The organism is Klebsiella pneumoniae (genome assembly GCF_000742135.1).
In the GTDB taxonomy this organism is placed as follows: domain Bacteria; phylum Pseudomonadota; class Gammaproteobacteria; order Enterobacterales; family Enterobacteriaceae; genus Klebsiella; species Klebsiella pneumoniae.
This window is the reverse complement of record NZ_KN046818.1, coordinates 3,774,111-3,793,891: the sequence shown is the minus strand read 5'-3', so window position 1 is coordinate 3,793,891 and position 19,781 is coordinate 3,774,111. Positions and strand designations below refer to the sequence as shown.

General features: G+C 60.2%; 18 protein-coding genes. 10 read left to right on the top strand and 8 right to left on the bottom strand.

Going from position 1 to position 19,781, the window contains the following annotated elements; translation table 11 throughout:
- Positions 1-6: 6 nt before the first annotated feature.
- The 4 genes from DR88_RS07740 to hycA all read right to left on the bottom strand — a co-directional run bounded on the left by DR88_RS07740 (position 7) and on the right by hycA (position 3,896).
- On the bottom strand, positions 7-930 hold the full coding sequence (locus tag DR88_RS07740; protein WP_004149485.1) for a respiratory chain complex I subunit 1 family protein: 924 nt from the start codon (positions 928-930) through the stop codon (positions 7-9).
- Positions 931-932: 2 nt separating this feature from the next.
- Positions 933-2,759, bottom strand: coding sequence for a formate hydrogenlyase subunit 3 (hycC, locus tag DR88_RS07745; protein ID WP_004149488.1), 1,827 nt, complete (start codon positions 2,757-2,759; stop codon positions 933-935).
- Positions 2,756-3,364, bottom strand: coding sequence for a 4Fe-4S dicluster domain-containing protein (locus DR88_RS07750; RefSeq protein ID WP_004151047.1), 609 nt, complete (start codon positions 3,362-3,364; stop codon positions 2,756-2,758). Before DR88_RS07750 ends, hycC begins: the two co-directional genes overlap by 4 nt.
- 82 nt (positions 3,365-3,446) lie before the next feature.
- Positions 3,447-3,896 carry a formate hydrogenlyase regulator HycA gene (hycA, locus tag DR88_RS07755; RefSeq protein WP_002914925.1) on the bottom strand — a complete coding sequence of 150 codons (450 nt, stop codon included), beginning with the start codon at positions 3,894-3,896 and terminating at the stop codon, positions 3,447-3,449.
- A gap of 209 nt (positions 3,897-4,105) precedes the next feature.
- Here hycA and hypA point away from each other — a divergent pair, with 209 nt between their 5' ends.
- The 6 genes from hypA (at position 4,106) to flhA (ending at position 10,026) form a co-directional block, all read left to right on the top strand.
- On the top strand, positions 4,106-4,450 hold the full coding sequence (gene hypA / locus DR88_RS07760) for a hydrogenase maturation nickel metallochaperone HypA (protein ID WP_002914928.1): 345 nt from the start codon (positions 4,106-4,108) through the stop codon (positions 4,448-4,450).
- A 3-nt stretch (positions 4,451-4,453) separates the two neighbouring features.
- Entirely contained in the window at positions 4,454-5,326 is an 873-nt protein-coding gene (gene hypB / locus DR88_RS07765) for a hydrogenase nickel incorporation protein HypB (RefSeq protein ID WP_032443958.1), read from the top strand.
- Positions 5,317-5,589, top strand: a complete 273-nt coding sequence (locus DR88_RS07770) for a HypC/HybG/HupF family hydrogenase formation chaperone (RefSeq protein ID WP_002914934.1) — start codon at positions 5,317-5,319, stop codon at positions 5,587-5,589. Before hypB ends, DR88_RS07770 begins: the two co-directional genes overlap by 10 nt.
- Entirely contained in the window at positions 5,589-6,710 is a 1,122-nt protein-coding gene (gene hypD, locus DR88_RS07775) for a hydrogenase formation protein HypD (RefSeq protein WP_004145781.1), read from the top strand. The genes DR88_RS07770 and hypD overlap by 1 nt, the downstream gene beginning before the upstream one ends.
- Positions 6,707-7,717 (top strand): hydrogenase expression/formation protein HypE, encoded by a 1,011-nt coding sequence (gene hypE, locus DR88_RS07780; RefSeq protein ID WP_004149493.1) that lies wholly within the window; start codon positions 6,707-6,709, stop codon positions 7,715-7,717. The genes hypD and hypE overlap by 4 nt, the downstream gene beginning before the upstream one ends.
- 236 nt (positions 7,718-7,953) lie before the next feature.
- Positions 7,954-10,026, top strand: coding sequence for a formate hydrogenlyase transcriptional activator FlhA (gene flhA / locus DR88_RS07785; RefSeq protein ID WP_004149494.1), 2,073 nt, complete (start codon positions 7,954-7,956; stop codon positions 10,024-10,026).
- 53 nt (positions 10,027-10,079) lie between these two features.
- Here flhA and DR88_RS07790 read toward each other — a convergent pair whose 3' ends face one another.
- From DR88_RS07790 to DR88_RS07805, 4 genes are all read right to left on the bottom strand, one after another.
- The gene (locus DR88_RS07790) at positions 10,080-11,480 is read right to left on the bottom strand and encodes a glycoside hydrolase family 1 protein (protein WP_004149496.1); all 1,401 of its coding nucleotides are present in this window, start codon (positions 11,478-11,480) and stop codon (positions 10,080-10,082) included.
- A gap of 50 nt (positions 11,481-11,530) precedes the next feature.
- Complete coding sequence (locus tag DR88_RS07795; protein ID WP_004149497.1) at positions 11,531-13,723, bottom strand: CBM35 domain-containing protein; 2,193 nt, start codon at positions 13,721-13,723, stop codon at positions 11,531-11,533.
- Positions 13,724-13,735: 12 nt separating this feature from the next.
- On the bottom strand, positions 13,736-15,073 hold the full coding sequence (locus tag DR88_RS07800; protein ID WP_002914972.1) for a maltoporin: 1,338 nt from the start codon (positions 15,071-15,073) through the stop codon (positions 13,736-13,738).
- A 262-nt stretch (positions 15,074-15,335) separates the two neighbouring features.
- A complete protein-coding gene (locus DR88_RS07805; RefSeq protein ID WP_004151052.1) occupies positions 15,336-16,607 on the bottom strand; it encodes a PTS sugar transporter subunit IIC in 1,272 nt (423 codons plus the stop codon).
- A gap of 177 nt (positions 16,608-16,784) precedes the next feature.
- Between DR88_RS07805 and DR88_RS07810 the strand changes: the two genes are divergently transcribed.
- Genes DR88_RS07810 through DR88_RS07825 form a run of 4 tightly spaced genes read left to right on the top strand, consistent with a single transcriptional unit; the run spans position 16,785 to position 19,734 of the window.
- Positions 16,785-17,099 carry a PTS sugar transporter subunit IIB gene (locus DR88_RS07810; RefSeq protein WP_002914979.1) on the top strand — a complete coding sequence of 105 codons (315 nt, stop codon included), beginning with the start codon at positions 16,785-16,787 and terminating at the stop codon, positions 17,097-17,099.
- 9 nt (positions 17,100-17,108) lie between these two features.
- Positions 17,109-18,431, top strand: a complete 1,323-nt coding sequence (locus DR88_RS07815; protein ID WP_004145789.1) for a PTS cellobiose transporter subunit IIC — start codon at positions 17,109-17,111, stop codon at positions 18,429-18,431.
- Between the two features lie 23 nt (positions 18,432-18,454).
- Positions 18,455-18,769 carry a PTS lactose/cellobiose transporter subunit IIA gene (locus tag DR88_RS07820; RefSeq protein WP_002914983.1) on the top strand — a complete coding sequence of 105 codons (315 nt, stop codon included), beginning with the start codon at positions 18,455-18,457 and terminating at the stop codon, positions 18,767-18,769.
- Between the two features lie 50 nt (positions 18,770-18,819).
- The gene (locus DR88_RS07825) at positions 18,820-19,734 is read left to right on the top strand and encodes an ROK family protein (protein ID WP_004149504.1); all 915 of its coding nucleotides are present in this window, start codon (positions 18,820-18,822) and stop codon (positions 19,732-19,734) included.
- Positions 19,735-19,781: the final 47 nt, after the last annotated feature.

Sequence of the window (19,781 nt, the reverse complement as noted above, 5' to 3'; positions counted from 1 at the left end):
TCTTAATCACGCCACCAGCAAGGAGACGAAAGCTAAAAAGGCGAAACCAAACCCGGCCCAGGTGACGCGGGAGGTGGCACAAAAACGCAGACGCGCCATGCTGTTTTCAAACAGCGCGATAATTAGCACCCCAACCACCAGCTTAACGATGGCAACCACCAGCGCCAGCAGCAGGCCGCCGACGCTGAAGCTGGTCATCTGGCCCCACGGAAAGAAGACCCCGACAAACATCTGCAGCACCACCAGCTGTTTGAGGCTGATGCCCCACTTCAGGATGCCAAAGCCGCTGCCGCTGTATTCCGACAGCGGCCCTTCCTGCAGCTCCTGCTCCGCTTCCGCCAGATCGAACGGCAGTTTGCCCATCTCGATAAAGGTGGCGAAGGCGCAGGCGCATAACGCCAGAATCAGTGGAATGCTGCGCGCCGCCGGCCAGTGGTAAAGGGTATCGGTGATGGCGCTGATATGGGTCGAGCCGGCGACCTGCGCCGCCACCCACAGGCCCAACAGCAGGATCGGCTCCACCAGCACGCCGAGCATCGCTTCGCGACTGCTGCCCAGCGCGGTAAACGGGCTGCCGGTGTCCAGACCGGAAATGGCAAAGAAGAAACGGGCGATGGCGAACAGGTAGATCAGGGTGATGAGATCCCCCAGCACCGGCAGCGGGGAGTCTACCGTCACCACCGGCAGCGCGGTGGCGATGGTCAGCATCACGCCCACCATGACGTACGGCGTCAGGCGAAACACCCAGCCCGAGGCGTCAGGACCGACGCTCTGGCGGCCCAGCAGTTTCAGGATATCGCGATACTCCTGCAGTACCCCCGGTCCACGGCGGTTATGCAGCCGCGCGCGGGCGACGCGAACGATCCCGGACAACAGCGGCGCGACGGCAAACAGCACCAGCGCCTGTAGCAATGCAATTAACAGACTCATTCTCAGGCTCCTCGCGAAATGACAATCACCACCAGCACCGCCAGCTCAACCAGCGCGATCCCGCGCAGCAGCGCCGGCACCGAGGCCGATTGCCAGCCCGGCACCAGACGCACCGGGTTCAGCCAGTGACGCAGCTTCAGCAACGGCGCAAAGGCCTCTTTCACCGGCATGGCAAAGCCGTGGGCCGTTACCACCATCGACTGCTCGTGGTCGTAACCGCAGACCCACGCCGCGCCGCGCGAGCGCGCCGCCAGGCGATCGCCTTTAAAGAAGAGCATCAGCAGGAACGGCAGCAGCGGGCAGGCGATAAGCAGCAGCGCGATCATCGGCTGCGACACCACGCTCGATACCTGAGCCTGCACCGGGAAGGCGCCGCTCACCAGCGGCAGCAGCCACGGCGCGGCGATGCCGCCAACGAGGCAGAAAACCGCCGCCAGCACCACGCTCAGGGTCATCAGCCAGGGGGCGCAGGTGGCGTTTTCCGCCTCTTTCGTCCGCGGCGCGCCGAGGAAGGTCACGCCATAGACTTTCGCCATACACATCACCGCCAGTGCGCCAGTGATCGCCAGGCCAACGGCCAGTAGCGGCCCCAGCAAACGGCCAATAAACAGGTCGCCAGTGCTCATTTTGAAGAAGGATTGATAGATAACCCATTCGCCGGCGAAGCCGTTCAGCGGCGGCAGGGCCGCCATTGCCATCAGCCCCACCAGCATGGCGAGGGAGATCAGCGGCATTTTTTTACCGATGCCGCCCAGCTTCTCGATATCGCGATGGCCGGTGCGGAACCACACCGCTCCGGCACCGAGGAACAGCGTGGTTTTGAACAGGCTGTGGTTAATCAGGTGATACATGCCGCCGATAAAGCCCAGCACCATCAGCGTGCTGTTGCGGGTCGCCACGCCGGTGACGAAGGCGCCCAGCCCCAGCAGGATAATGCCGATATTCTCCAGGGTGTGATAGGCCAGCAGGCGCTGAATGTTATGCTCCATCAGCGCATACAGTCCGCCGATAAAGGCGGTGATCATCCCCAGCGCCAGCAGCATCACGCCCCACCACAGCGGCGGCACGCCGCCGGCCAGCGAAACGGTCAGCATGCCGTACAGACCGACTTTCATCACTACCGTGGAAAACAGCGCGGCGGCCGGCGCGCTGGCCCCGGCGTGGGCCTGCGGCGCCCAGCCGTGCAGCGGGATCGCCCCGGCCAGCAGGGCGAACCCCACCAGACCCGGCAGCCAGAGCAGCGGGTTCTGCATCATATCCGCCGCCTGAAGGTTGATCTGCGCCAGCTCGAGGGTGCCGTAGGTTGAGCACACCAGCCAGCAGGTCCAGGCCATCAGCAAAGTACCGAGACGCCCCAGCGCAAACCACAGCTTACCGGAGGCGGCGCAGCCGGTGAGAAACGCCGCGCAGAGCGCCATGATCTCCGCCATCACCACCAGTGAACCGATATTGGTCACCACCACCGCGCAGGTCGCGGCGGCCAGCAGCAGGTTGACCAGCGGGCCGTTGGCCTTCACCTGCGGGTGGCGATGCCAGCTAATATTGAACAATGACACCGGCAGCGCCGACAGGCCGATGGCCAGCAGCCACAGCGCGTTGACGCCCCCCACCCGTATCGTCAGGTGGAGAAACTGCAGCATGCCGCCGTGGATCCGCTCCGGCATCAGCAGCGCGGCGCCGCCGGCGACCACCAGCATGGCGCTGGCCACCGCGCCGCCGATCCCGGCAATGGCGCCGCTGAGCGGTTTGCGCATGGCAAACAGAAAGGCCAGTACGGCGCTGGCGGCATACCACGCCACCGCCTGATTCACTAATCCAATTACACTCATTCCCTCTCCCCCTGTTGCGCCTGGAACAGCGACAAGTCGCCAAGGTCGGTATTAAAGGTCAGCTGGCGTTTACGCTTGCTGGCCTGGGCGATATCACGGCTATCCACCAGCATCAGCGCGTTGGTCGGACAGGTCCGCACGCAGGCCGGGCCCTGGTCATCGAAGTGGCAGAGGTCGCATTTCACGGCAATAGCGCGCACGCCCGGTACCCAGTCGAGCAGCGAGCTGACGCGCGCCGGCGCCGGCGGCGCGGGGGGCGCCAGCCGGGTATTGGCATTCGCCGGGATATCCAGCGGGCGGCTGCCGGAAAATTCAATGGCGCCGAACGGGCAGGCAATGCCGCACAGTTTGCAGCTTACGCACAGGCTCTCGTTGAGCTGGACCGCGCCATCGACGCGCTGGATGGCGTTAACCGGGCAGACGGTGGCGCAGGGAGCATCTTCACAGTGGTGGCACATCTGCGGTGCCGATTCTTTTTCATTACGCATCACCTGCAGCCGCGGCATAGCCTGCAGGCCGTGCTGGCGATGCGTCTCAGAGCAGGCGGCTTCGCAGGTGCGGCAGCCGATACAGACAGTGGAGTCAGCAATTACAAAACGGTTCACCGGGTCATCCTCGGGTGAAAGTCATTTTTGACGAAATAAGGTTGCGCAGGTGTCATTTTCGACACGTGTCGACACCTTACGATCAGTGGGTCAGCGCCAGATGGCTTAAATCCACCGGTTGGTCTTGTTCCATGGCGTCATACAGACGGTCATAGACGGTGGCGATAATCGCCAGATAGTGCTCCAGCACCTGGTCGCGGGAGCGGTTGCTGATGCGGCCGTCCACCGTGCCATCCATTGCGAGGGTGGCCTGAGCAATCAGATACTTATCACCGCCGTTTTTGTTTTCGACGTAGTACTCGATGGTGTGGCTGTTGAAGCCTTCCGCGAGGGCGACGAACACCTGAAAATGGCCGAACAGCACGAAGCACAGCTCTTTATCCGGCGCGCAGCTCATCGCGTGATGCAGGCGGGCCTTCGACAAGGTGATCCCCTGAACCAGCGAGTTACAGTAGATGTGCCACTGCTCCTGCTGCTGCCGGTGACGGTCGGCGATGTAATCCGCCTTTTCACTTATTTCCCAAATAGTCATATCGGTTTCTCCGTAGCATGAGATGCACCCTCTAAGCATTTTTCATGCCAGATTTTATTTAATTGATTTAACTATGTTTTTATATCGACCTCTGCCGATACGACATGTCGATGACAGCCCCGGGGCGTCGACATCGACATTGACTGCCACGACGATTTCATTCTGGCATCGTTATTGCATAGAAGGCGCATCGCGATACGGAGGCGACTATGCACGAAATCACCCTCAGCCAGCGGGCGCTGGAAATTATTGAACAACAGGCGCAGCAGGCCGGCGCGCGGCGGGTTACCGGCGTGTGGCTCAAGGTCGGCGCATTTTCCTGCGTGGAAGCCAGCGCCCTGACCTTCTGCTTTGAGCTGGTCTGCCGCGGCACGCTGGCGGAGGGGTGCGAACTGCATATCGCCGAACAACAGGCTGAATGCTGGTGCGATCGCTGTCAGCAGTACGTCCATCTTGTCTCGCAGCACGTTCGCCGCTGCCCGCACTGCAATAACGACCAGCTGCAGATCGTGGCGGATGATGGCTTACAGATTCAGCGTTTAGAATTGGAGTAAATTATGTGTACAACATGCGGCTGTGGCGAAGGCAACCTCTATATTGAAGGAGACGAACGAAACCCGCATTCCGCGTTCCGCAGCGCCCCCTTCGCGCCCGCCCCACGCCAGACGATGACCATCACCGGTGTCAAAATCGACCACTTCGCCCCCACCCACACGCCAGAGGGCGACCTGCATTACGGCCACGGCGAAGCGGGTACCCACGCCCCGGGGCAGAGCCAGCGGCGGATGCTGGAAGTGGAGATCGACGTGCTGGATAAAAACAACCGCCTGGCGGCACGCAACCGCGCACGCTTCACAGCAAAACAGCAGCTGGTGCTGAATCTGGTTTCCAGCCCCGGCTCCGGCAAAACCACCCTGCTCACCGAAACCCTCACCCGGATGAAAGGACGCGCCGACTGCGCGGTGATTGAAGGCGATCAGCAAACGGTCAATGACGCCGCCCGCATTCGCGCCACCGGCACCCCGGCGATTCAGGTCAATACCGGGAAAGGCTGCCATCTCGACGCCCAGATGATCGCCGATGCCTCCCCGCGCCTGCCGCTGGCTGACCGCGGCATTCTGTTTATCGAAAACGTCGGCAACCTGGTCTGCCCGGCCAGCTTTGATCTCGGCGAGCGCCATAAGGTGGCGGTGCTGTCGGTCACCGAAGGCGAAGACAAACCGCTGAAGTATCCGCATATGTTCGCCGCCGCCAGCCTGATGCTGCTCAACAAAGTCGACCTGCTGCCGTATCTCAATTTCGACGTTGAGCGGTGCCTGGCCTGCGCCCGCGAGGTCAATCCGCATATTGAAATTATTCTTGTCTCCGCCACCAGCGGCGAAGGCATGGAGCAGTGGCTCACCTGGCTGGAGACGCAGCGATGTGCATAGGCATTCCGGGACAAATTTGCGCCATCGACGGCGTGCTGGCGAAGGTGGAAGTTTGCGGTATTCAGCGCGACGTCGACCTGACGCTGGTCGGCGCCGTTGATGAGCAGGGCCAGCCGCGGCTCGGCCAGTGGGTGCTGGTGCACGTCGGCTTCGCCATGAGCGTCATTAATGAAGCCGAAGCCCGCGACACCCTCGAGGCGCTGCAAAATATGTTTGACGTGGAGCCGGACGTCGGCGCGCTGCTGTACGGCGAGGAGCGATAATGCGTTACGTAGATGAATACCGCGCCCCCGAACAGGTGATGCAGCTGGTGGCCCATCTTCAGCAGCGTGCGCGTCTGCTGCCGCACACCGCCGCGCGACCGCTGCGCATCATGGAGGTCTGCGGCGGCCATACCCATGCCATTTTTAAATTCGGGCTCGACCAGCTGTTGCCGGAGAACATCGAATTTATTCATGGTCCCGGCTGCCCGGTGTGCGTCCTGCCGATGGGGCGCATCGACGCCTGCATTGAGATTGCCAGCCGCCCGGGAGTGATCTTCTGCACCTTCGGCGACGCCATGCGCGTGCCGGGTAAAAACGGCTCGCTTCTGCAGGCGAAAGCCCGCGGCGCCGATGTCCGCATCGTTTACTCGCCGATGGACGCTCTGCGGCTGGCGCAGCAAAATCCGCAGCGCGAGGTGGTCTTTTTTGGTCTTGGTTTCGAAACCACCATGCCCGCTACCGCCCTGACCCTGCGTCAGGCGCGAGAGCGCAACGTCGATAACTTCTACTTTTTCTGCCAGCACATCACCCTGCTGCCGACCCTGCGCAGCCTGCTGGACCAGCCGGAGAACGGAATCGACGCCTTTCTCGCCCCGGGCCACGTCAGTATGGTGATCGGCACCGAGGCCTACGGCTTTATCGCCAGCGACTATCACCGTCCTTTAGTGGTCGCCGGTTTCGAACCGCTTGATCTACTGCAAGGCGCGGTGATGCTGGTTGAGCAGACAATAGCGCAGCGCAGCGATGTGGAAAATCAGTACCGTCGCGTGGTGCCGGATGCCGGCAACCCGCTGGCGCAGGCGGCGATGGCCGACGTCTTCCGCCTGGATGGCGACAGCGAATGGCGCGGCCTGGGGGTCATCAGCGACTCCGGCGTGCAGCTTACGCCAGCCTATCAGCGCTTCGATGCCGAGGCGCATTTTCGCCCGGCGCCGCAGCGCGTGTGCGACGACCCGCGCGCCCGCTGCGGCGAGGTGCTGACCGGCCGCTGTAAACCGCACCAGTGCCCGCTCTTCGCCAGCACCTGCAATCCGCAAAGCGCCTTTGGCGCGCTAATGGTCTCCTCTGAAGGGGCCTGCGCCGCCTGGTATCAATATCGCAGTCAGGAAAATGAAGTATGAAAAGCGTCCAGTTAGCCCACGGTAGCGGGGGACAGGCAATGCAGCAGCTGATCGGCGACCTGTTTATGCAGGCCTTCGCCAACCCCTGGCTGGCGGAGCAGGAGGATCAGGCGCGCCTCGATCTGGCGGCGCTCGCCGCCCAGGGGGACCGCCTCGCCTTCTCCACCGACAGCTACGTGATTGACCCGCTGTTCTTTCCCGGCGGCAATATCGGCAAGCTTGCTGTCTGCGGTACCGCCAACGATGTGGCGGTCAGCGGCGCCATCCCGCGCTATCTTTCCTGCGGCTTTATTCTCGAAGAGGGGCTGGAGATGGCCACCCTGGAAGCGGTGGTCGCCAGCATGGCCGACACCGCCCGGGCGGCAGGGATCGCCATCGTCACCGGCGACACTAAAGTGGTGCCGCGCGGCGCGGCGGATAAGCTGTTTATTAACACCGCCGGCATCGGCGCCATCCCGGCGGACATTCGCTGGGGGACGCAGCAGATTAGCGCCGGTGATGTGCTGCTGGTCAGCGGCACGCTGGGGGATCATGGCGCCACCATCCTTAACCTGCGCGAGCAGATGGGGCTGGACGGCGCGCTGTCCAGCGACTGCGCGGTGCTGACGCCGCTTATCCAGACCCTGCGCCCGCTGAGCGGAGTGAAAGCCCTGCGCGACGCCACCCGCGGCGGGGTTAACGCGGTCGCCCATGAGTTCGCCGCCGCCAGCGGCTGCGGCATCGAACTGCAGGAGGCAACGCTGCCGGTCAACGACACGGTGCGCGGCGTCTGCGAGCTGCTTGGTCTGGACGCCCTGAACTTCGCCAATGAAGGCAAGCTGGTGCTCGCCGTCGCCCGCGACGAGGCGGAAAACGTGCTGGCGCATTTGCGGTCTCACGCGTTAGGACGCGATGCGGCGATAATCGGCGAAGTGGTCGTCCGCCCGGGCGTACGTTCCGTTGGGCTGTACGGCGTGAAGCGGACGCTCGATCTTCCCCACGCCGAACCGCTGCCGAGAATTTGTTAACGACGGCGTCGGGTCCCGGATAGCGGCTGGCGCCTTTTCCGGGCTACAAAACTGCGCGCACATGTAGCCCGGCTAAGCGCAGCGCGAGCCGGGAAAAAGCCAGCGTAATTATTTTGCCCAAACCAGCGGGCGCCCATGGATGGGTTAAAGCGGCAATAACCGCTTTATTAACATACTATTATTTGTACCATCATTTTCTTATGCGCCGCGTTGTCGGCGCGTTTTGGACGTAAGCAATGTCGTATACACCGATGAGCGATCTCGGCCAGCAGGGGCTGTTCGATATCACCCGGCTTTTATTACAGCAGCCCGATCTGGCCGCGCTAAGCGAAACCCTGACCCGTCTGGTGCAACAGTCCGCGCTGGCCGATGAGGCGGCCATCATCCTGTGGAACGCGGGTAATCACCGCGCGGCCAGGTACGCCTGCGATGAGGCCGGCCATCCGGTAAGCTACGAGGATGAAACCGTCCTGGCCCACGGTCCGGTGCGTCGCTTACTCTCCCGGCCGGATGCCCTGCATTGCGATCATGAAACCTTTGCCGACACCTGGCCGCAGCTTATCCGCAGCGGACTCTATCGTCCGTTCGGTTACTACTCGCTGCTGCCGCTGGCGGCGGACGGGCGGATCTTCGGCGGCTGCGAATTCCTCCGCCGTGACAACCGGCCGTGGAGCGAGAAAGAGTTCCAGCGGCTGCATACCTTCGCGCAGATCGTCGCCGTCGTCACCGAACAGATTCAGAACCGGGTCAGCAATAACGTCGACTACGATCTGCTGTGCCACGAGCGCGACAACTTTCGCATCCTGGTGGCGATCACCAACGCGGTGCTCTCGCGACTGGATATCGACGAGCTGGTCAGCGAGGTGGCGAAAGAGATCCATCGCTACTTCCGGATCGACGCCATCAGCGTGGTGCTGCGCAGCGACCGCAAGGGGAAGCTCAACATCTATTCCACGCATTATCTTGACGCCAGCCACCCGGTTCACGACCAGAGCGAGGTGGATGAAGCCGGCACCCTCACCGAGCGCGTGTTCAAAAGCAAAGAGATGCTGCTGCTTAATCTGCACGAACATGACACTCTCGCGCCGTATGAGAAAATGCTCTTCGAGATGTGGAGCAATAAGATCCAGACCCTGTGCCTGCTGCCGCTGATGTCCGGCAATACCCTGCTCGGGGTGCTTAAGCTGGCGCAGTGCGACGAACAGGTTTTCACCACCACCAATCTCAAGCTGCTGCGGCAGATCGCCGAGCGGGTGTCGATCGCTATCGATAACGCCCTCGCCTACCGCGAAATTCAGCGCCTGAAAGAGCGGCTGGTGGATGAGAACCTCGCGCTCACCGAGCAGCTCAATAATGTCGAGAGCGAATTCGGCGAGATCATCGGCCGCAGCGAGGCGATGAACAATGTGCTCAAGCAGGTAGAGATGGTGGCGCACAGCGACAGCACCGTGCTGATCCTCGGCGAAACCGGCACCGGCAAAGAGCTTATCGCCCGCGCTATCCACAACCTCAGCGGACGCAACGGTCGGCGGATGGTGAAGATGAACTGCGCGGCTATGCCCGCCGGGCTGCTGGAGAGCGATCTGTTCGGCCACGAACGCGGCGCGTTCACCGGGGCCAGCGCCCAGCGTATCGGCCGCTTCGAACTGGCGGACAAAAGCTCCCTGTTCCTCGATGAAGTGGGCGATATGCCGCTGGAACTGCAGCCCAAACTGCTGCGCGTCCTCCAGGAGCAGGAGTTCGAACGTCTGGGGAGCAACAAGCTGATTCAGACCGACGTTCGATTGATCGCCGCCACCAACCGCGATCTCAAGCAGATGGTTATCGACAGGGAATTCCGCAGCGATCTCTACTACCGGCTCAACGTGTTCCCGATCCACCTGCCGCCGCTGCGCGAACGTCCCGACGATATCCCGCTGCTGGTGAAGGCGTTTACCTTTAAAATCGCCCGCCGCATGGGGCGCAATATCGACAGCATTCCGGCGGAAACCCTGCGCACTCTGACGCGTATGGAGTGGCCGGGCAACGTGCGCGAGCTGGAAAACGTTATCGAACGGGCGGTATTGCTCACCCGCGGCAACGTACTGCAGCTCTCCCTGCCGGAGCGGGATATCGTGGAAGCCCCGCGGACGCCGGCGGTCCTGCCTGAGGAAGGTGAGGATGAATATCAGCTGATCGTCCGGGTGCTGAAGGAGAGCAACGGCGTGGTGGCCGGGCCGAAAGGCGCCGCCCAGCGGCTGGGGCTCAAGCGCACCACGCTCCTGTCACGCATGAAGCGGCTGGGTATTAATAAAGACGAACTGGTGTAACCTCGCGCGCTCCCCCTTTCCGCGCCGGTGAGAGGGAGCGCTGGCGCAGCGCGCTATTTATCGCTGGTAAAACCGTTGCTGGTCGCCAGTTCGGCAAACCACAGCGCATTGCGTTTTATCTGTCGCTCGCCGGTCTCCAGATCCAGTCGCCAGAAGCCGTAGCGCCGTTTGAAGGCATTGATCCACGACCAGTTGTCGATAAACGTCCACTGGTGCACGCCAAAGCAGTTCGCGCCGTCGGCTATCGCCCGATGCAGCTGCACCAGATGCTCCTCCATCAGCTGGATGCGGAAAGTATCGTCTATCACCCCGTCCGCCCCGGGCTCGCCCTCTGATTCTCGATCCATCGCGATGCCGATTTCCGCGAGATACCACTTAATATTGCCGTAGTTATCGCGAATATTGGCGGCAATGTCATAGATCGCCTGCGGCAGGATCTCGTTGTTATCACGATAAGGATTAAAGCGGCCCTGCGGGTTCACCGCGTTTTCGAAATAGTATTCCGGGGTGAAATAATCGAGGTCATATTCGCTCTCACGCGCTTTTACCCGCCGCGGCACATAATAGTTTACCCCAAGAAAATCGATATCCGCGCTGAGGATCAACGCCGCGTCGTCTTTGCTGGTCGTCGGCAGGCAGTCGTGGGCGGCAAGGATCTCGCACAGCGCTTTGGGGAATTCATGTTTTACCAGCGGGTCAAGGAAGCTGCGGTTAAAAAACAGGTCGGCATACCCGGCGGCTTTTTTATCCGCGTCGCTGTCGGTGAGGGTATAGCTCGGGGTCAGGTTGAGCACCACGCCGATCTCGCCCGCCAGCGCCAGTTCACGATAAGCCGTTACCGCTTTGGCGTGCGCCAGCATAATGTTAAACGCCACCTGCGCCGCCAGCCGGCCATCTTTCTTACATGGATAGTGGAAGTCGTACAGGTAGCCTCCCTCAACCGGCACAATCGGCTCGTTGAAGGTTATCCAGTATTTAACCTTATGGCCAAACAGGCTAAAGGCGGTGCGGGCAAAGCGGGCAAACAGCTCGGCTACGTGCGCCGATTCAAAGCCGCCGTACTGTTTCTGCAGCGCTTCCGGCATATCAAAGTGGTAGAGATTGATCATCGGCTCAATGCCGTTGGCGATCATCTCATCCAGATAGGCGTGATAAAAACGCACCGCGTCCGGGTCCGGCGCGCCGGTTTCCAAATCAGCGATCAGTCGTGACCACTGTATCGAGGTACGAAATGAGTTGAAGCCGGTCTGTTTCATCAGCGCCACGTCCTGCGGATACTGATGATAAGTATCACACACGGTTTGCGGTCCTACCTGCTGATAAAATCGCTCCGGCTGTTCGGCAAACCAGCTGTCCCAGATGGAACGATGGCGCTTATTGGTGACCCCTTCCGTTTGCGGGCCGGACGCCGCCGCCCCCCACAGGAACCCTTGCGGAAACTGATACTGCTGCATAACCTCTCCTTCGAAAAAAGGCTGCGCCCGTCTGGCGCAGCCTGAACGTACTACTCAGCGACCACTTCGATCGATTTAATGAACATATAGCCCCAGTCGCCGGCGAAGCGGCCGAAGTCAATCTGATTGCTCCCGGCTTTAAGCGTCACCGGTATCCGCAGCTGCTGGCCCTGCTCATCCGTCTGCGGGAAGGCCACGGTCTGCGGAGCGCCCCCGTTGACGACAAATGAGTTCTGCTTACCGCCCCATTTGCCGTTGAAGGTTACATTGAGCAGGAACTGACCGCTCCACGGCGCCTGCACCTGCCAGCTGACCTTATCCCCCTCGTTGGCAAATGGGCCGAGGAAGCCGTCCTCACCAACTGTCAGCGCGTCTTTATCACTCTTCATCACCGTCAGCCGCCCCTCAGCCACGCCATAAACTTCGCCGTGATAACGACAGAAATCCGCTGGCGCTCTCCCCGCCGCCTCGCCTACCGTCACGGTCACGGTTTTGCTGCTTTTCAGCAGCCCATCGTCCGCCGTGAACGTCAGCGCATAGGTGCCTGGCGCCGTAAACCAGGCCCGGGTTTGAGCCCGATCGGCATGGCAGAAATGCACCTGGCCATCGCCGGCGTGCTGCCAGCCCACCTTAACCTCTCGCGACGGCAGGCCATCGTCCTGCCAGCTGGCCGTAAGCTCGACGCCCTGGTCCTGCGTGGTGGTTAGGGCCGGTTCCAGCGTGACAACCGGCGGCTGATTCTCCTCGCTATGCTGCACGCTAATCACATTGGAAGGGGCCGAACGACCGCTCTCGTTTTTCGCCGTCACCCGGTAGTAATACGTATGCCCGAGCTGAAGCTGACGATAATCGTCGCGGAACAGAACCATGGTTTCCGGATTCCATTCGTTAACAGCATCGGAGATATCCCGGCCCACCACCGTCCACGGCCCGGTCGGTGAGGCGGCACGTTCGACATCGTAGCTGCGTCCCACCGCAGCGCCCATCCAGTTGATCGCGAAGGGCGAGGTGGTCTCGCGCAGCAAAGGCGCCTCCGGCTTCGGCAGCGGCGCCATCGTCTGCTGCCCGGCCATCTGCGCCGCGGCGGTGCGCACCAGATCGACCACCGCCTGCTCCTGGTTCGCTTCGCCTTCTTTGGCAAACCCCGGCAGGTGGTAGCTATAGTGCCCGGTCGACTCCTTATGCCAGTAGAAGCCGCCGTCGTGACGATGACCGCGGAAGCCCCAGATAAGCCCGCCGGCGGCTTGCGCCCCGTTGACCTCGCTGTGAACAATCGACTGCATAATGGCGTTCAGTTGATCCGCCGGCAGCAGGCCAAACTCGCCGACGAGATAGACTTTTTGTCCGCCGACGGCGCGCAGATCCTGCGTCACCTGCCCGGGATGGTTATTATCGGCATTGGTGTAATAGTGATTGCTGACGATATCCACATTGGGGTCGGTCAACGCAAACGGATTAATTTTCTTATAGGTGCCATCCACAACCAGCTGATGAGGGGCCCACTTTTTAATCCACGCCGCGGTCTGATGCAGGAAATCGGCGTTGGTATCCTCCAGCTCGTTACCGGTTTCCCAGGCCATGATCGCCTTTTCATCATAATAGGCGCGGCCGGTGACGGTATTTGTCCGGGTGATAACCTGGCGGATCACATCCAGATAGGCTTTGAAGGTCTTGCTATCGGTCCGATAAAAGTCTTCCGCTTTTTTATGATAGAACGCCGCCAGCTGCTCGCGCCCGCCCCACCACCACCAGTGGTCGATAAACGGCAGGATCAGACGCAATCCCTGTTTATCCGCTTCGGCAATCATGTTGTCATACACCCGCATGGCTTTCTCATTTAGCCGCGGCATGCCGTCCGCCGTTTCCGGCGCCAGAATATGGGTCTCGCGCCCGCAGGCCTTATCAAATTCCTGCTGCACCGACAGCACGTAGACGCGCTGGGCTTTCGCCCCGGTTTGCACCATCGCCTGGATCCAGTTTTGTTGCTCCTGGGCCGTTGGCCATTTAAAGTATTGTCCCCAGCCGCGCGGGTCTGCCCTGCAGGGGCCGCGGGCGTCGTCTTCAATGCGGTGCAGCTCCGGCGCGTGGATCCCGGCGAAACGAAACACCTTGTCGCCGTCCTTGAGGGTGGCGCCGTCGCGAGTGATAAAGTGCGTAAAGTGCGAGCGCTCGGCGGCCAGCGCCCCGCCGGCCCCCAGCGCGGACAGCAGCCCCATCAGCAGCAGGTTTTTCATCGGCTTCATCGTTCTCTCTCCTTAGAACCAGACCTCGGCCTGTACGCCGAAGTTAACGGTATCGGTAGAGCCACTGCGGGAATACCCGCCGGCGGTGATGGTATTGGTATCCCAGTTGTAGTTACCGTCTAATGCATCGGAGACACCTTTATCCCACTTCGCGTAGGTGACGAAGAAGCGCAGCTGCGGACGCGCCCAGAAACCGGAGTCAAAGGTCAGGGTTGGCGCAACGGTGACTTTGGTCAGGCCGCCTTTGCCTTTGCCGTTTACCCCTTTGTAGTTTTTGTCATCCAGGTATTCGTAGCCCAGCTCGTACTGCATGGCAAAGTTGCGGGTGATCTGATGATAAGGGCGGATACCAGCGACCCACATCGAGCGTCCCCAGCCATTTTCATCTTCTGTCCACCAGCGGTAGTTTTTATCTTTCTGCCAGAAAGCGAAGGTCGAGATCTCCAGGTCGCCCATCGAGGCCACGCTATCCAGCACCACTCGCCAGGACTGGGTGTTTTCCAGGTTGGCCCAGCCCCAGCCGTTTTTACCCAGCGAGTCACCCGCCGCCAGCCCTTTCCCGTACTGCAATGCGAGGCGGGAGTATCCTCCGGTCAGACCATAGAAGCCGTCAAAGTTATAAATACCGGTCACGCCATAGCCCTTCTCGGCGGAAGTCGGATGGTTTTCGTTACGGTTCATGTGGTGGCCGATCAGCTCCAGATCGAAGCCTGTCCCCGCGATCTTTTTCAGCCACAGGTTGAGGGAATAGTCATCCGGGTAGCCCTGATCTCCCTTATCTACCGGGTAGGCTTTGGTTTCATCGGTGGGTGAAAAGGCGTACACCCCGGCGTCGAAGCGGGCGAAGCCGAGATCCATGTTGTCGAAGCCGCCGCCGGTGCCGTTGTACTGAATGTACTCCCAGTCGAACTGATGGCTGGAGGTGTTGGAGCTGCTATAGCGCTTACCGGCCCAGAAGGTCATCTCCGGCGCAAAATCCAGATTGCTCAACTCGGCGAACCCTTCACGAAACTGTACGTCATGGCCATCGTCATCCTGACAGTTCCAGTCGGAGGTGCATTTCGACTGGTGAGTGAGGTTGGCCTGCACTTTCGCCACCACGCCGCTGTCCGCCGTCAGCGTCACGGTGGGGATCAGTTCGATCTTGGTGTCTTCTTCGTTGCCCAGTCGCCACTTACCGTCTGGCATCAGGCCGACGGAGTCCGCGCGGTTGCCATCGGAGTTCGCCAGGATCCCGGAGCGGATATAGCCATGCAGCGCAAAATCATACTTCGGATCGGCGCAGGCCGGGCTGCTGGCCCCTGCCAGCGAGAGGAGAGCCAGAGGTATTGAGTGTTTCAGCTTTATCATTATTTTTTTCCCACGTTATGTTTGTTAACACGAACCGATAACGGAGGGGAAATTTACGGATCAAAAACGGAAATGTACATCCATTTACGGAAAGCGCTTTCCATAATTGCCTATCTGGTTCACAAAATTAGCTCTGCGGCGAATATATTCGTGAGACTGATCACATAAAATTACAAGAATGCCGCCGGGCGCCGGCAGTGGAGCGGAAGGAGGAGCAGATGAGCAGGTGCCGCCGGGGGATAAGCCGCCGACGGCGAGAGGATCAGCGTTCGGTTTCCGCGAGCTGACGTTCGTACACTTTGAAGAAGGGGCGATAGAGCATCCAGGCGTTAAACATCGCGAACAGGCTCATGCACAAATTTTTCCAGCTGCCGTTCGCCGACCATGCTGCCCCCAGCGGGGAAGGCATCGACCATGGCAGCATCGCCACCGCGCGGTCGAGGATACCCAGCTGAGTTAAATACCATGCGATACAGGCATTTATCAGCGGAACAAAGAGAAACGGCAGTAAAAAAACCGGGTTCATGATCACCGGAAAACCAAACAGTATTGGCTCGTTGATATTAAACAGCGACGGCAGCAGGCCAATCTTGGCCACGCTTTTCAGCTGCCGCGAGCGGCTGCGCATCGCCATCAGCACCAGCGGCAAAGTGGAGCCAATACCGCCGATCAGCAGGTAAAAATCCCAGAACCCCTGCAGATAAATATGCGGCAGCGTTGGCGAACCCGCCGCCAGCGCCTGCTGATTTTCAAACAGATAGGTCATCCAGAAGGGGTTCATGATCCCGGTGATGATCAGCGCGCCGTGGATACCGATAAACCAGAGTAAGTTACAGATAAATAAAGAGATAAGTACCGCCATCAGCGTGTCGGACGCCAGCACCAGCGGCCGCACCGCTTCGCTGATCAACTCCGGTACGATGCGTCCGGTGGTCTGCAGCAGTATGGCATTCATCACGCTTATCGACAGCATCACCACCAGCAGCGGGATCAGCAGTTGAAAGCCATTGCGGGTCATCAGCGGCACTTCATCAGGCAAGCGAATGCACCAGCCTTTTTTGTAGAAAAAGCGAATTATCTCAATGGAATAGGTGCTGGATATCAGGGCGGTAAATATCCCCATACCGCCGAGATAAACATTGCTCACCGCAGTCTCGCGAAAGCCGATAAACAGCAGAAAAGCCAGACACCCGGTTAAACCGCAGAGCCGTTCCGGCAGACGGTACTGCTTGGCGAGACTGGCGCTGGCGCCGAAGGCGACAATCAGCGCCACCAGGCCAATGGTTAGCTGAAAGGTCGGCAGCAGGATAGGCCGCAGCAGCAAATAGACCTGGCCGAAACGCGAGGCGCCGTCGATGGAAACGGGCGGAAACAAAATGGGAACTAACAGGCTGCCAACAATCACAAAGGGCATAGCCAGCGCAAAGCTATCGCGCATCGCCGTAATGTGGTTGTTGCGCGTCAGAACGTTCGCCAGCGGCGCCAGCCGCTGCTCGATGATGTCCACGGCCACATTCATTAACTGAATGTTCATACTCCTACCTTTGCGAATGGTTGTCTCGCCGGGATGATCGCCCACAACACCGGAAAGTGAAAGCCTGCCATAGGTGATCATGGTCACAATTAATAAATCCACAAACGGAAAGCGCTTTCCGTAATGCATCCATTTTGACTATAGTCCGCTCATCCAACCTCATCAGGAGCGGTAATTATGAAAAAAATTATGTTGTGTTGTTCGGCAGGCATGTCCACCAGCCTGCTGATGAAAAAAATGATTGCGGAAGCCGAACAGCGGGGCCTGCCGGTAGAGATCAACGCCTATGGCGTAGCGGAGTTCGCCGAACAGGTTGGCCATTATCAGGTGGTGCTGCTGGGGCCGCAGGTGAAATACATGCAGCAGGACCTGCAAAAACAGGCGGATAAATACGGTATCCGCGTCGAACCCATCAATATGATGGACTACGGCATGCAAAAAGGCGCCGCGGTCCTTGATTTCGCCCTTTCCCTTATCGAAAACAAGAACTAAGGAAAGATCATGAGCTCTCTGTACGCTAAACTGATCGACGTGATCGAACGGCAGATCACGCCGCTGGCCGGCGCGATCGGCCAGCAAAAATATGTCACCTCGATCCGCGATGGCTTTATCACTGCCCTGCCCTTTATGATCGTCGGCTCGTTCCTGCTGGTGTTTATCTTCCCGCCGTTTTCTCCGGATACGACGTGGGGGTTTGCCCGCGCCTGGCTGCAATTTTCGCTCGATCATCGCGATGCGCTGATGCTGCCGTTCAACTTCAGCATGGGGGTGATGACCCTGTTTATCGCCGTCGGGATCGCCGCCAGCCTCGCCAAACACCATCATCTGGACTCGCTGACCGCCGGGATGCTGTCGCTGATGTCGTTTCTGCTGGTAGCCGCGCCGCTGAAAGATGGCCAGATCTCTACTGCCTACTTCTCCGGTCAGGGGATCTTTACCGCCATTCTGGTGGCCATCTATTCCACCGAGCTGTACGCCTTCCTCAAACGGCATAACATCACCATTCGCCTGCCGCCGGAAGTGCCTGCCGGGGTGGCGCGCTCGTTTGAAATCCTGATCCCGGTGCTGGCGATCATTCTGACGCTGCATCCGCTGAACCTGTTTATCGAAGCCCAGCTGGGGATGATCATTCCGGAAGCGATCATGTCGCTGGTGAAGCCGCTGGTCGCGGCTTCCGATACGCTGCCGGCGATCCTGCTGTCGGTGCTGGTCTGTCAGGTGCTGTGGTTCGCCGGGATCCACGGCGCGCTGATCGTCACCGGGATCATGAACCCGTTCTGGATGGCCAACCTGTCGGTCAATCAGGCGGCCATGGCCGCAGGCACCGCTATCCCGCACATCTATGTCCAGGGCTTCTGGGATCACTATCTGCTGATCGGCGGCGTCGGCTCCACCCTGCCGCTGGCGCTGATGCTGCTGCGCAGCAAGGCCGTGCATCTGCGGACGATCGGCCGGATGGGGGTCGTGCCGGGCGTATTTAACATCAACGAACCGATTCTGTTTGGCGCGCCGATCATCATGAACCCGCTGTTTTTCCTGCCGTTCGTGCTGGTGCCGATGGTCAACGCGACCCTGGCGTACTTCGCGCTGAAGCTGGACCTGGTCAGCCGAGTAGTGTCGATGACGCCGTGGACAACGCCGGCGCCTATCGGCGCCTCGTGGGCGGCGAACTGGAGCTTTAGCCCGGTGATCCTGTGCCTCATTTGTATGGCTACCGCCATGGTGATGTACCTGCCATTTCTCAAAGCTTACGAAAAACAGCTGCTGGCCCAGGAGCGTGAAAACGCCGTCGGCCAGGCTGACAACGCGGCGCAAACCGCTTAACGCTAACGATTCAGAGGATAATCATGGAATTAGAAGAACAGGTGATGGGGATCATCATCAATGCCGGCCAGTCACGTAGCCTGTGCTACGAAGCGCTGCACGCCGCTAAAGCGGGTGATTTCGCCACCGCCGACGCCAAAATGCAGGAAGCGGCGCACTATTCCCGCGAAGCTCACCTTGTACAGACCCAGCTTATCGAAGCTGACGAAGGCGAGGGAAAAACCAAAATGACGCTGGTAATGGTCCATGCTCAGGATCACCTGATGACATCCATTCTGGCGAAAGAGCTGATTGCCGAACTGATTGCGATTTACCGCGCGCAGCCGCTTCACGCCTAGCGCCTTGCCCGGCCAGACGCGCTGGCCGGGCCTGATTCCCCGAGGTCACTATGTTACATCTTGGAATAGATATTGGCGGCACCAAAATGGAAGCCGTACTGCTGGACCCGGCGGGCGAATGCGTCCAGCGCCTGCGCCGGCCGACCCACAAAGAGAGCTATGACGCCTTTATGCGTCAGCTGCTGACCCTGATTGCCGATATTCGCGCGGTCAGCCCGCAGCCGTTCACCCTGGGGATCGGCCTGCCCGGGGCTATCGATCCGCAAAGCGGACGCATTAAAAACTGCAACTGCCTGGTGCTCAACGGTCACGATCTGCGCCGGGATATCATGCAGCAGCTTGGCCAGCCGGTGTGGATGGCAAACGATGCCGACTGCTTCACTCTTTCGGAGGCGGTGGATGGCGCCGGCGCCGGAGCTACCACCGTCTTCGGGGTGATTATCGGTACCGGCTGCGGCGGCGGGATCGCCGTTCATCAACAGCTGCTCAGCGGCCCCAACGCTATCGCCGGGGAGTGGGGGCATAATCCGCTGCCGGGCTATACTCCTGAGCGCGATGGCCCGCCGCAGCCCTGCTACTGCGGCAAAACGAACTGCATCGAAAGCTTTCTCTCCGGTACCGGCTTCGCCCGCCGCTATGGGGAACAAGCCCGTGCGGAAGCCATTGTCGCCGCGGCGCAAAACGGCGATCCGCGCGCGCTGGCCCACTGGCGACACTTTATCGATGCCTTTGCCCGCAGCCTGGCGTCGGTGATCAATATTCTCGACCCGCAGGTGATTGTGCTGGGCGGCGGTCTGTCCAACGTCAGCCAGATCTATCGCGATCTGCCTGCCGCCATCGTGCCGTGGATCTTCTCCGACACCTGCCGCACGCAGATCAAACCGGCCCGTTTCGGCGACGCCAGCGGCGTGCGCGGCGCGGCCTGGCTGCCCCGGCTTCCCGGCGCCGCGCAAGGGCAGCGGTAGACACTTTTTTCAGCAGGTATGTTAAGCTAGGCGAAAATGTTCAGACA